Below are 12,508 nucleotides of genomic sequence, written 5' to 3' on the forward strand. Positions count from 1 at the left end.
GCCTCGATTCGTCTGTCGAGCACGTCTGTGCCGATTCTTCGCAGCTACATTTCTCTCTCGGACAAAGCAGGTTCCCCCTTGGTCAAGCACGACCAGCGAGACACTGCCTTGTGCGACGCACACGCGTCGAATCGACGAGATTGTCGTCAGCAGCCCTTGTCGGCCATTTCCGCATTCTGCTTGGCGCCTTCGGCACGCTGAGCCGCCGTCGGCTCGCTCTGCATTTGCCGCTGTGCATCCTCCGACGATGCCGGCGATTCACCGCTGGCACGGTTCATCGTGCTGGTCGGCGGATGCTGGCTGGTATCGCTCGCTGAACCGGACCCGTGCGATTGTGCGGAGCCCACGGTAACCGGACCAGAACCCGCATCCTTGTCGGTGCTGGCGCTGCCGGTGTTGCACGGACCGGCAACCGCAATCCCGGCGCTCAGCGTCAGGATTGCGCAGGCAGCAAGAAGGGAACGCTTCGTGTTCATCTGCATCTCCTTTTCTCCCGCCGCGCAGCCCCGGCGCCAGCAGGACATGCGGAGAAACAGGCCGAGCAGCCCGATGTTCCCGAGCGTCAGACGGGAATGGTCGCAAACCTTGCGCCCGTCATGTCCGTTCCATCGCGGCGCTCACCGGAGCAATCGCACGAGCGCGCGACCGGCGCGCGAGTTCAGCTCCTTCGCATCCAGCGTTCCGTCCTTGTCAGGATTGGCTGCGTTGAAGCGCTGCTCGACCACCGACAGATATTCGTCGAGTGTGAGGGTCCCGTCGCGGTCGGGATCGGCAGCGGCGAGCTCTTTCGCCGTCAACCGTCCGCGCAATTCGCGCGCATCGAGCGTGCCGTCGCGATCGGGATCCAGCTTTGCGAACGCGGCGGCGGCGGCCTTCTTCACCTCGGCGAGATCGAGCGTGCCGTCATTGTCGGTATCGAACAACTTGACCGAATTGGCGGAGGCCGACCACGCCGGACCGGCCGACAGTGCAATCATGAGTGCAAGGGCAATTGAGCGAGCCGAAATCATCGAGACCTCCCTGACGTAGCGCCCCAGGATCGATGGGGCAGAGCCGACATAAACCCGCAAGCGGACCTCGGTTCAAGTCCGGACCTGCAACTTGCGCGCGCCACAACCGGTGGAGATGCATTGACCAGCTCCCGATAGTGCTTCGCGTCGCGGAATTTCTCAGCGTCTGCGCACAAGTTGCAGTTGCCTTTGTCAGGTTTCCGTCAGGTGACCGCCGACGATATCGGCACGGCAGTTACGACTTTCGTATTGACGCGTTTTGGTTTCCGACGGAGTGTTGCAGTCGCAGCGTCAAAAGGCGCGCATATTGGGAGGAACGGATGAAACGCTTTGCGATGGCCGCGAGCCTCGTCATGCTTGCGTCAACCTGTGCAAATGCACAAACCACCGAGCAGCTGGTCAAGGGTGTGACCGACACGTCGAACGTTCTCAATTATGGAATGGGCTACAATCTCCAGCGCTTCTCGACGCTGAAGCAGATCAATAAGGACACCGTCAAGAACCTCGTCCCGGTCTGGAACTATTCATTCAACGACGATCGCAGCGAGGAATCGCAGCCGCTGGTGTACCAGGGCGTGATCTACGTGACCTCGCACAACGCGACCATGGCGGTCGACGCCAAGACCGGCAAGCAGATCTGGAAGAGCAAGATCGAATATCCGGCGGAGACGCCGCGGATCGTCTGCTGCGGCATCATCAACCGCGGCGTCGCGATTCACGAGGGCAAGCTGTTCCGTACGACCCTCGATGCCCACGTGATTGCCATCGACGCCAAGAACGGCAAGGAGCTGTGGCGGCAGAAAGCGGCCGACATCAAGGAAGGCTATTCGATGACGGTGGCCCCGCTCGTTGCCGACGGCGTCGTCATCACCGGCATCTCCGGTGCCGAATTCGGCACAAGGGGCTTCATCGACGGCTGGGATCCGGCAACGGGCAAGCATCTCTGGCGCACCCATTCGATCCCCTCGCCGGACGAGCCCGGCGGCGACACCTGGAAGGGCGACACCTGGAAGCTCGGCGGCGGCTCGACCTGGATCACCGGGTCTTATGATCCCGAGCTAAACACGATCTATTGGGGCATCGGCAATCCCGGCCCGTTCAACTCGGCAGTGCGCCCCGGCGACAATCTCTACACCTGCTCCGTCCTGGCGCTGGATCCCAAGACCGGTAAGATCAAGTGGCACTACCAGTTCTCGCCGAACAACCCGTTCGACTACGACGCCGTGGCCGAGATGGTGCTCGCCGACGTGAACATCGACGGCAAGCCGACCAAGACGCTGATGAATGCCAACCGCAACGGCTTCTTCTACGTGCTCGACCGCACCAACGGGAAGCTGCTCGCGGCCAATCCTTACGTGAAGGTGAATTGGGCGACCGGCATCGACATGAAGACCGGACGTCCGATCGAGACCGACGTTTCCAAGGACGCGCGCGAGGGCAAGAAGGTCACGGTCTATCCGTCGATCCTCGGCGGCAAGAACTGGGAGCCGATGTCGTTCAATCCACAGACCGGCCTTGCCTATGCCAACACGCTCAATTTCGGCGGCAAGTACAAGGCGGAGCCCGTCACCTTCAAGCAGGGTGAATGGTATCTCGGCATGGACCTGACCGATCCCTGGCAGTTCGACGATGGTCCGCGCGGCTACCTCAAGGCCATCGACCCCATGACCGGCAAGGCCAAGTGGGAGGCGCCGAGCGACATTCCGCGCTTCTCGGGGGTGCTGTCGACGGCCGGGGGCGTCGTGTTCTCGGGTCAGCTGACCGGCGAGTTCGAAGCCTTCGACGCCGACACCGGCAAGAAGCTCTGGCAGTTCCAGACCGGGTCCGGCATCGAGGGTCAGCCGGTGACCTGGCAGCAGGACGGCGTGCAATACGTCGCGGTGACGAGCGGCTATGGCGGCGTCTACTCGTTGTTCTCCGGCGACGAGCGGCTTGCCAGTGTGCCGCCCGGCGGCTCGCTGTGGGTCTTTGCGGTCAAGCAGTAACCACGGCACGATGCTGATAGACGTATCACACAAGACGGTGGCGACGATCGCCACCGTCGCGGTGCTGACGGTTGCGCTTGCGGCGACCGTTCGCGCCGCGGATGACGCAACCGGCAATCCACTGCAGGCGCAGATCGACCACGGCAAGTCGACCTATGCCGAGAAATGCTCACACTGCCACGGCCCCAACCTGATGAACTCCGGCACCATCACGCCGGACCTGCGCGTCTTCCCCGACGACAAGACGCGCTTCGTCACCACGGTCAAGAACGGCAAGAACAACAAGATGCCGCCCTGGGGCGACATCCTCAGCGACGACGAGATCGGCAACCTCTGGGCCTTCGTCTCCAGCCGGAGAAAGCCATGAGAGGCCGGCGCGTTGCCTGGAGCGTTGCGGCCTTTCTGTCCACGATGGCGTCGGTTGCTCTCGCGGCCGACGATCCCTTGAAGGTCTGTCTCGACGAGGACCGGCCGCCGCTTTCGGTGCATCATCGCGGCAAGCCGGATGCTGGATTCGACGTGCTGCTGGCGCAGGCGATCGCCGATCGGCTGGGACGCCCGCTTAAAATCCAGTGGTTCGAGAGCAAGCTGGACGAGGATTCGAGCCCGCAGCTCGAGGCCAATGCGCTGCTCTCGGACGGGCGCTGCTCGCTGGTCGGCGGCTACGCGCTGACGCAGGATTCGCTCGTCGCACCCGGGATGAAGACGGCGCGCTTGCCGGACTTCGCCGACGCCACGCGCGACGATCGGCGGCGCCGCGTCCCGCTCGGCGTGCTCGCCCCGAGCCAGCCCTACATCTATTCGCCGATGACGGTGGTGCTGGGACCGAGGGCGCAGCGGCGCAACATCGGCGACATCGGCGATCTCGCCGGCCTTCGTCTCGCCATTGAAAGCGGCTCGCTCGGCGACGCCATCCTGATGACCTTCGACAAGGGCCGCCTGATCGACAATATCACGCACCTCGTCCCCGGCCGCGACGATCTCCTCGGCGCGCTCGAGCGCGGCGACCATGACGCGACGTTGATCGACCTTGCCCGCTTCGACGCCCATCGCGCCGCGCACCCGGACACGGCGATCACCGCGTCCGGCTACTATTACCCGATCGGAGCCAATCGCGGCTATGTCGGGCTCGCCAGCGATGGCGCGCTGATCGAGGCCGTCAACAAGGCGCTGACGGAGCTGACGGCTTCTGGCAGGATCGCCGAATTCGGCAAGCAGGCCGGCCTCACCTATCTGCCGCCGCGCGAGCCCGCGATCCTCGGCGATGTCTGGACGAAGATCATCCAGCGGTAGAGCTGGTGGTGGCGAGCGGCAGCACCTCCGCGCACTTCGCTGTCATGCCCCGCGACCCGGCTACGCCAAGGCTTCGCCGAGGCTGAGGTCCAGGGGCGCCGAAGCTTTAGCGTAGGCGGCAGGCGGGGCATCCAGTACGCCGCGGCCCAACGGGTCAATCACAACCGTCACGGAGTACTGGATCGCCCGCCCCTGTGCGCAATTGCGCACTAGGCGGGCGATGACAGCGAGGATATGGCGAGGCCGTCGGGCCATACGCAAAGTTCTGCATCATTCCGTGCTATCCTTGGCATTTCATTCGCCATCGGTGCCCCGTGACTTCCCCGGCCATCGCCAGCAATCTGCGCGACCTCCTCTCCCGCGAGATCAAGACCCGCGAGCTCTCGCGCGCGCTGATCGTCGTCGGCCCGATCGTCGCCGCCTATTTTATCGCGCGCGAGACGGCGCTGCTCAATCTCGGCTTGGTCGCGGTTTCGTTGCTCATTCCGGCGCTGCGGCTCCATCTGGCGCCAAAAATCGTCGCGTGGCACTACCTTGCCATTCTCGTCACCTTTGCCACGCTGTTTCTGGCCGCTCCGGTCAAGCCACTCTTCGTAGTGCTGACGGCGCTGGCCGGCTTCCTTGCGGTGGCGGGGACGCGCCATGGCGAGCATTTCCGCACACTCGGCAATTGGGTGTTCATCCCCGCCGTCTATCTCGCCTGCGAGGTGCGGGAAGGTCTCAGTCCGTCCGAGGCGCTGCGCCACGCCGGCGTCATCATCGTCTCCTCTCCGATCGCGCTGGCGCTGGTTTGTGCCATCCAGATCCACGACCAGCGGCGGCGCGGCGGCACTGGGGCAGCTTCGTTTGGGCCAGCCGCGGCCGAGTGGTTTCCGCCCGCGCTCGCGACCGCCATGGCGGTGTTCGCATCAGCAGCGCTGGTCGAGATCCTCGACCTCGCGCAGGGGCAATGGGTGATGTGGTCGGCCGCAAGCGTCGTCGTCGGCGATCTCGCCGCCTCCACCGGCAAGCTGAAGCAGCGCGCGATCGGCGCTTTCGTCGGCGTGCCGCTGGGCTTTGTCGCAGGCCTTGCCCTGCCGCAAAGCCGGATCGGCTACGCGGTCGCGGTTCTCGCAGCCACCCTCACGCTGATCTCCTTCTCCCGCTATGTCGTCGGCTTCGGCCTGCGCTGCTACTTTATCGCGCTGGCAGCGTCCTTTGCCGGTGGCGCCAGCGGCATCGCCGAGGAGCGCATTGTCAACGTGCTGATCGGCGGCACGTTCGGTCTTATCGCAGTAGCGCTGACGGGGATCGTCTGGCCGCGGCTGATACGGAAGGCACGAACGTCCGGGTGATCACCGAATAGGCACCTAGCAAGCCAATCGAATGCGCCAATCTGTCTCGCCTGCGGCCCATGGCAGCGACGGCCTGATGCAGTAGGTTCGGCAAAAATCCGGGAGAGAATCATGTCCATCAAGCTCGATCGCCGCCACTTCATCGCCGCCGGTACCAGTGCACTGGCGATGCCGTTTGTCGCGCGCAGCGCATCGGCGCAAGGCAGCTGGCCGGCGCGGCAGATTCGCATGATTTGCAGCTATCCCGCCGGCGGGCAGACCGACCTGCTCGCGCGCGCCTATGGCGAGTTCATCTCCAAGCAAGTCGGCAAGACCGTCGTCATCGAGAACAAGCCCGGCGCCGCCGGCGCGATCGGCACGGCGGAGGTCGCCCGCGCCGAGCCCGACGGCCACACCATCCTGTGCTCGATCTCCACCACCTACATCATGAACCGCGTGGTGATGAAGAATCCTGGCTACGACATGGACAAGGATCTGACACTCGTGAGCGTTATTCCGGGCGCAGGCCTGTTGCTGGTCGCGAACCCCAGGACCGGGGTCAAGACGCTGGAGGATTTCGTCGCCTTCGCGCGCAAGAGCGGCAAGGTGAACTTCGGCACCTACAGCGCGGGCTCGGCCCCGCACATGACGATCAACGAGCTCAACAAGCAGTACGGCCTCAATATCGAGCCGGTGCACTATCGCGGCGAGGCGCCGATGTGGACGGGAATGCTGGAAGGCACCCTCGATGCCGCGATGGGCAGCTACACGGCCGCGCAGTCGGTCCTGCAAAGCGACCGCGGCACGGTGTTCGCCGTGCATTCGAAGAAGGTCGACGCGATCCCGAAGGTCAAGACGCTGCCGGAACAGGGCGCGACGTCGAAATTCTTTACCGTGAGCGGGTTCACCGGCTGGGCCGTGCCGAAGTCGACGCCGCAGCCGGTGGTCGATCGCATCGCCGAGCTCTGCGTCGCCGCCAACAACGATCCGAAGGTGAAGGAGGTTCTCGCGACCTTCGTGCTCGAACCCGCGATCGGCTTCAAGGACACCAATGCGCTGTACCAGCGCGAGCTGCCGATCTGGATCGAGAGCGCGCAGGCGCTCGGCCTCGAGCCGGCCTGAACTTGGAGCCATGGCCGGCACGCCGGCCGCTCCCTCCCGGCCCGGAGTCCGACCAAAACCTAAAGCGCGATGCGATTAGGATGAATCGTCATCGCGCTTCAGGTTATTGTTTGCGCATGATCTTTTCGGAAAACCGCTATGCACTTTTCCGGATCATGCTTTAGTGTCGGAGGCCATTTTCCCGCTATGATTGCGCGCTTCTGCGGACAAGGAAGGTCGATCGCATGGCACCGGATGCAGTTGCCGTCGCCGTTATGATTATCCTGCTCTTTCCGATGGGCTATTTCACACTGGCATCGCCCGCTTTTCTTTTGGTGAGGCTCGATATCCAGCCCGTCGCCCAGTTGCTGCGCGGAATGTTCAACGCCCATTTTCTGGTGATGCGCGTCGCCGGCGCCATTGGAACGGTGGCGCTGCTGCTCGACGGTCGCCTGCTTGCCGCGTTCGGCGTCGGCATGATCACGGCGCTGGCGATCTGGGGCCGACGCTGGTTCATGCAACGGTTCGACGATCAGCTCAGCGCGCGGGACGCCGGTGATGTCGAGGCCGCGCGTCGGTTACGCCGGCTGCATTGGAGCGGAATGCTGGGGAACGCGGTGCTGCTGATCGCCCTCGTGGCGGGCATTCCCTATGTCGCCATGCCGGCCTGACAGCCGCCGACACTGCGCCAGCGTTCGCGTGGAGCATTCGCTTGGAACGTCTAATGCTCGCCCGAGCTCGCCGCGCCCTGCTGGGCCTTGTGGATCGAGGACGGCACCACGCCGAAGTATTTTCGGAACACCCGGCTGAAATGCGATGAGCTGGAGAACCCCCAGGAGAAGGCGACGTCGGTGATGGTCTTGCCGGCGTGGGCCTCGAGCTCCTGGCGGCAGTTCTGCAGCCGCGCCTGCCAGATGTAGTCGCTGACCGTGGTGCCGCGCTCCGAGAACAGCATGTGCAGATAGCGCTTGGAGCAGCCGAGCTCGGCCGAGATCTGGTCGATGCACAGATCCGGGTCGCGCAAGTGCTCGCGGATGAAGAATTGCGCGCGCACATACATCGCTTCGGGCCCGACACGATCGAACATCGTGTCGGCCTCGCGCAGCGGCAGCAGCAACAGGTCGATCAGCGAATCGGCGACGCCGACTGCGCTGTTGGCCGACAGCTTTGCCGCCTCGTCGAAGGCGGCATGGACGAAATCGTGGGCGATCCGCCCGGTCCCCGTCTTCGCGGTCAATTTGCAGGCCGGCATCCGCTGCGACGGGAATCCGCGGTCGCGCAGCAGCGCCTTCGGCACGATCACCACGTCATGACGGGTAAAGGCGGGACTGATGATCGAATGCGGACAGGAGACGTCATAGGCGATGATGTCGCCGGGGTTGATCTCGATGTGCCGGCCTTCTTGTTCGAAATAGGACACGCCGTAGGTCTGGAAGTGAATCTTTATGTACGGGTGTTCATTGGCCTTGGCACGCGCCAGCGTGTGCGCGATGCGATGCTGGCTGACCTCGATCTGGCAGAGCTTCAGGCGCGAGACCGTGGTGTAATCGATGCGACCTTCGAGCGAGGACGCCTCCAGCGGATCGACGTCGAAATGCCCGCACAGGCTCGTCAGCCCGTCGATCCAGCTCTGGATCTGCCGCTTCGGCGTCATCCCGGTCGTCGAGAGCGTGTGAATGGTGTCGGACATTAATCCAGCCACTGATTTGATCCGGAGATTCGGCGCGAATCGCAACCAGCGCTGCCGGAGCCCTCAGCCGTGATTGCGTGACGTTTACCTCGCATTTGAGCGGTCCCTTGCAACGAGCGCCATCGTTCCATTGCCACTCTTGAAACTTAATCCTCCGCCTTAGTTGCAGCGCCGTCAAGGGGAACCTGAGCGCAGCGGCGGCCTCAAGGGCTCACCGAAGCCGCTGAATTCGCTACTGCAAAATCAAAATCTTCACCTCCGTGCGCTGTCGAGCAAACCGCCTTCTCTCTTGGGCAAGTTTCCCGCTGACGAAGCCGTTAGGGATTGCGGCAGGAACAACAAGAACGGGCCGCTCCTGCACGTGGACCCGTGGCTCTCATCAGGAGGAGGAAACAGCACAGCATCGTTTCTGGTCCCAACGTGACCGCCCTGCACGAGCAGACGCCGGACGAGAAGCCCGGTGATTCAGCAATGCTTCGGAAACAATAAACGAGACCAACGGAGGAATAACTATGCGCAAGGTGCTACTGGCGACCTATCTCGGCTCCGCGGCGGCTCTCGCCGTCGGCAGCGCCTCAGCCAATGACGAGCTGATCAAGATGTCGCAGAACCCGAAGGACTGGGTGATGCCGGCGGGCGACTATGGCAACACCCGCTATTCCAAGCTGAACCAGATCAACGCCCAGAACGTCGGCAAGCTTCAGGTCGCTTGGACGTTCTCGACCGGCGTGCTGCGCGGCCATGAAGGCGGCCCGCTGATCATCGGCAACGTCATGTACGTCCACACGCCGTTCCCGAACAAGGTCTACGCCATTGACCTTTCCAACGAGAACAAGATCATCTGGAAGTACGAGCCGAAGCAGGATCCGAACGTCATCCCCGTGATGTGCTGCGACACCGTCAACCGCGGCCTGTCCTACGGCGACGGCAAGATCATCCTGCATCAGGCCGACACCAACCTCGTCGCACTCGACGCCAAGACCGGCCAGGTGGCCTGGTCGGCAACCAACGGCAATCCTGCGAAGGGCGAGACCGGCACGTCGGCCGCGCTTGTCGTCAAGGACAAGGTCCTGGTCGGCATCTCCGGCGGCGAGTTCGGCGTGCAGTGCCACGTCACCGCATACGACCTCAAGAGCGGCAAGCAGGTCTGGCGCGCCTATTCCGAAGGTCCCGATGATCAGATCAAGCTCGATCCCGTCAAGACCACGTCGCTCGGCAAGCCGGTCGGGCCCGACTCGTCGCTGAAGACCTGGCAAGGCGATCAGTGGAAGATCGGCGGCGGCTGTACCTGGGGCTGGATCTCCTACGATCCCGCTTTGAACCTCGTCTATTACGGCTCGGGCAACCCCTCGACCTGGAATCCGAAGCAGCGTCCGGGCGACAACAAATGGTCGATGACCATCTTCGCGCGCGATGCGGACTCCGGCATGGCCAAGTGGGTCTACCAGATGACGCCCCACGACGAGTGGGACTATGACGGCGTCAACGAAATGATCCTCACCGATCAGCAGATCAACGGTCAGAACCGCAAGCTGCTGACGCACTTCGACCGCAACGGGCTCGCCTACACCATGGACCGCGAGAGCGGCGAATTGCTGGTCGCCGAGAAGTACGACCCGAAGGTGAACTGGACCAGCGGCGTCGACATGGACAAGAACTCGCCGACCTACGGCCGTCCCAAGGTCGTCGCTCAATATTCGACCGAGCACGGCGGAGAGGACAAGAACACGAAGGGCATCTGCCCGGCCGCGCTCGGCACCAAGGACGAGCAGCCGGCGGCCTACTCGCCGGACACGCAGCTGTTCTACGTTCCGACCAACCACGTCTGCATGGACTACGAACCGTTCAAGGTGAGCTACACCGCGGGTCAGCCCTATGTGGGTGCGACGCTCTCGATGTATCCGCCGCAGGGTGAAAGCCACATGGGCAACTTCATCGCCTGGGACGGCAAGACCGGCAAGATCGTCTGGTCGAACAAGGAGCAGTTCTCGGTCTGGTCGGGTGCGCTCGCAACCGCCGGCGGCGTGGTGTTCTACGGCACGCTCGAAGGCTACCTGAAGGCGGTCGACGCCAAGTCCGGCAAGGAGCTCTACAAGTTCAAGACTCCCTCCGGCATCATCGGCAACGTCACCACCTATGAGAACAACGGCAAGCAGTACGTTGCCGTGCTCTCCGGCGTGGGTGGCTGGGCCGGCATCGGTCTGGCGGCAGGTCTGACCGATCCGACCGCAGGCCTCGGTGCAGTCGGCGGCTACGCGGCCCTCAGCAATTACACGGCGCTCGGCGGTACGCTGACCGTGTTCTCGCTGCCGAACTGAACCCGTCAGCATCGCTCCGGCGCGTGGACCTCTCCACGCGCCGGCTCGTCTCCACCGAATGCCGGCCGAGGGGAAGAAGCTCTTGCGTAAAATCTGCTTTGTCATTGCTGCGACGATCTTGGTTGCGTCCGGAGGAATTGCGGTCGCGGAGGGTCCGGGCGACCCGGCCGCCGTGAAGAAGGAAGAGGACGGAAAGTGGCTCGATAAGGAGGGAAATCCCACCTACAAGATTTCGGCCGACGGCACCGTGGACTGGTTCACCTATTCCGGATACCGCCGCTATCACTCGGACTGCCACGTGTGCCACGGCCCCGACGGCATGGGATCGACCTACGCACCGGCGCTGAAGGATTCCGTCAGGTCGATGAGCTACGGCGACTTCCTCGGCGTGGTCGCCTCTGGCCGCAAGAACATCTCGACCGCGCAGGAGAACGTCATGCCGGCCTTCGGCGACAACCCGAACGTCGCCTGCTACATGGACGACCTCTATGTCTATCTCCGCGCGCGCTCAACCGAAGCCTGGGGCCGGCAGCGTCCTGCGAAAAAAGAGGAGAAGACTGAGGCCTACACCAAGGCTGAAGACGCCTGCATGGGCAAGAAATGAACGTTACGAAGGCTGCCAAGACTACTTCTTGGCGTCTGATGCGAATTTGAGGAGCTAGCGATGAAGACACGTGCCGCCGTTGCTTTCGAAGCCAAGAAGCCGCTCGAGATCGTCGAAGTCGATCTGGAAGGCCCGAAGGCCGGCGAAGTCCTGGTCGAGATCAAGGCGACGGGCATCTGCCATACCGACGCCTACACGCTCGACGGCTTCGACAGCGAGGGAATCTTCCCGTCGATCCTGGGACATGAGGGGGCCGGCATCATCCGCGAGATCGGCCCCGGCGTGACCTCGGTGAAGCCGGGCGATCACGTCATCCCGCTCTACACGCCGGAATGCCGGCAGTGCAAAAGCTGCCTCAGCCAGAAGACCAATCTCTGCACCGCGATCCGCGCGACGCAGGGCAAGGGCGTGATGCCCGACGGCACCAGCCGCTTCTCCTACAAGGGCAAGCCGATCTACCATTACATGGGCTGCTCGACCTTCTCGAACTTCACCGTGCTGCCCGAGATCGCCGTGGCCAAGATCCGCGAGGACGCGCCGTTCGACAAGAGCTGCTACATCGGCTGCGGCGTCACCACCGGCGTCGGCGCCGTCGTCAACACCGCCAAGGTCACGCCCGGCTCCAACGTGGTCGTGTTCGGCCTCGGCGGCATCGGCCTCAACGTCATCCAGGGTGCCAAGATGGCCGGCGCCGACAAGATCATCGGCGTCGACATCAACGACTCCAAGGAGGAATGGGGTCGCAGGTTCGGCATGACCGACTTCGTCAACCCGAAGAAGATCACCGGCGACATCGTTCAGCATCTCGTCGGCCTCACCGACGGCGGCGCCGACTACACCTTCGACTGCACCGGCAACACCACCGTGATGCGCCAGGCACTGGAAGCCTGCCATCGCGGCTGGGGCACCTCGATCATCATCGGCGTCGCCGAGGCCGGCAAGGAGATCGCCACCCGCCCGTTCCAGCTCGTCACCGGGCGCAACTGGCGCGGCACGGCCTTCGGCGGTGCGCGCGGGCGCACCGACGTGCCGAAGATCGTCGACTGGTACATGAACGGAAAGATCCAGATCGATCCGATGATCACTCATGTGCTCAAGCTCGATGAGATCAACAAGGGCTTTGACCTCATGCACGAGGGCAAGTCCATCCGTTCAGTCGTCGTGTTCTAGCTCGAAAACGTCACACCAAGGAGG

The 12,508-nt window shown here is 63.4% G+C and carries 12 protein-coding genes; 9 read left to right on the forward strand and 3 right to left on the reverse strand.

Features of this window, described 5'->3' with window-relative positions:
- Positions 1-146 precede the first annotated feature (146 nt).
- Together N2604_RS31095 and N2604_RS31100 are read right to left on the reverse strand one after the other, a co-directional pair.
- Positions 147-476, reverse strand: a complete 330-nt coding sequence (locus N2604_RS31095) for a hypothetical protein (RefSeq protein ID WP_260371828.1) — start codon at positions 474-476, stop codon at positions 147-149.
- A gap of 141 nt (positions 477-617) precedes the next feature.
- Complete coding sequence (locus N2604_RS31100; RefSeq protein WP_260371829.1) at positions 618-1,010, reverse strand: calcium-binding protein; 393 nt, start codon at positions 1,008-1,010, stop codon at positions 618-620.
- A gap of 320 nt (positions 1,011-1,330) precedes the next feature.
- On the opposite strand from N2604_RS31100, the gene N2604_RS31105 reads away from it, so the two are divergent.
- From N2604_RS31105 to N2604_RS31130, 6 genes are all read left to right on the forward strand, one after another.
- Positions 1,331-2,995, forward strand: a complete 1,665-nt coding sequence (locus N2604_RS31105) for a methanol/ethanol family PQQ-dependent dehydrogenase (RefSeq protein ID WP_260371830.1) — start codon at positions 1,331-1,333, stop codon at positions 2,993-2,995.
- A gap of 10 nt (positions 2,996-3,005) precedes the next feature.
- A complete protein-coding gene (locus N2604_RS31110) occupies positions 3,006-3,362 on the forward strand; it encodes a cytochrome c (protein WP_260371831.1) in 357 nt (118 codons plus the stop codon).
- The gene (locus tag N2604_RS31115) at positions 3,359-4,288 is read left to right on the forward strand and encodes an ABC transporter substrate-binding protein (protein ID WP_260371832.1); all 930 of its coding nucleotides are present in this window, start codon (positions 3,359-3,361) and stop codon (positions 4,286-4,288) included. The genes N2604_RS31110 and N2604_RS31115 overlap by 4 nt, the downstream gene beginning before the upstream one ends.
- 314 nt (positions 4,289-4,602) lie before the next feature.
- On the forward strand, positions 4,603-5,622 hold the full coding sequence (locus N2604_RS31120; protein ID WP_260371833.1) for an FUSC family protein: 1,020 nt from the start codon (positions 4,603-4,605) through the stop codon (positions 5,620-5,622).
- 111 nt (positions 5,623-5,733) lie between these two features.
- Positions 5,734-6,723 carry a tripartite tricarboxylate transporter substrate binding protein gene (locus N2604_RS31125; protein ID WP_260371834.1) on the forward strand — a complete coding sequence of 330 codons (990 nt, stop codon included), beginning with the start codon at positions 5,734-5,736 and terminating at the stop codon, positions 6,721-6,723.
- A 224-nt stretch (positions 6,724-6,947) separates the two neighbouring features.
- Positions 6,948-7,373 carry a hypothetical protein gene (locus tag N2604_RS31130; protein WP_260371835.1) on the forward strand — a complete coding sequence of 142 codons (426 nt, stop codon included), beginning with the start codon at positions 6,948-6,950 and terminating at the stop codon, positions 7,371-7,373.
- Positions 7,374-7,423: 50 nt separating this feature from the next.
- Here the strand turns inward: N2604_RS31130 and N2604_RS31135 are convergent, their stop codons facing one another.
- A complete protein-coding gene (locus tag N2604_RS31135; protein ID WP_172785583.1) occupies positions 7,424-8,392 on the reverse strand; it encodes a helix-turn-helix domain-containing protein in 969 nt (322 codons plus the stop codon).
- A gap of 512 nt (positions 8,393-8,904) precedes the next feature.
- Between N2604_RS31135 and xoxF5 the strand changes: the two genes are divergently transcribed.
- Genes xoxF5 through N2604_RS31150 form a run of 3 tightly spaced genes read left to right on the forward strand, consistent with a single transcriptional unit; the run spans position 8,905 to position 12,484 of the window.
- Positions 8,905-10,710: a lanthanide-dependent methanol dehydrogenase XoxF5 gene (xoxF5, locus tag N2604_RS31140; RefSeq protein WP_260371836.1), complete on the forward strand. Its 1,806-nt coding sequence runs from the start codon at positions 8,905-8,907 to the stop codon at positions 10,708-10,710.
- Between the two features lie 58 nt (positions 10,711-10,768).
- Positions 10,769-11,314 carry a c-type cytochrome, methanol metabolism-related gene (locus N2604_RS31145; RefSeq protein ID WP_409241655.1) on the forward strand — a complete coding sequence of 182 codons (546 nt, stop codon included), beginning with the start codon at positions 10,769-10,771 and terminating at the stop codon, positions 11,312-11,314.
- A gap of 60 nt (positions 11,315-11,374) precedes the next feature.
- Entirely contained in the window at positions 11,375-12,484 is a 1,110-nt protein-coding gene (locus tag N2604_RS31150; RefSeq protein WP_260371838.1) for an S-(hydroxymethyl)glutathione dehydrogenase/class III alcohol dehydrogenase, read from the forward strand.
- Positions 12,485-12,508 lie beyond the last annotated feature (24 nt).

Source organism: Bradyrhizobium sp. CB1015 (genome assembly GCF_025200925.1).
In the GTDB taxonomy this organism is placed as follows: domain Bacteria; phylum Pseudomonadota; class Alphaproteobacteria; order Rhizobiales; family Xanthobacteraceae; genus Bradyrhizobium.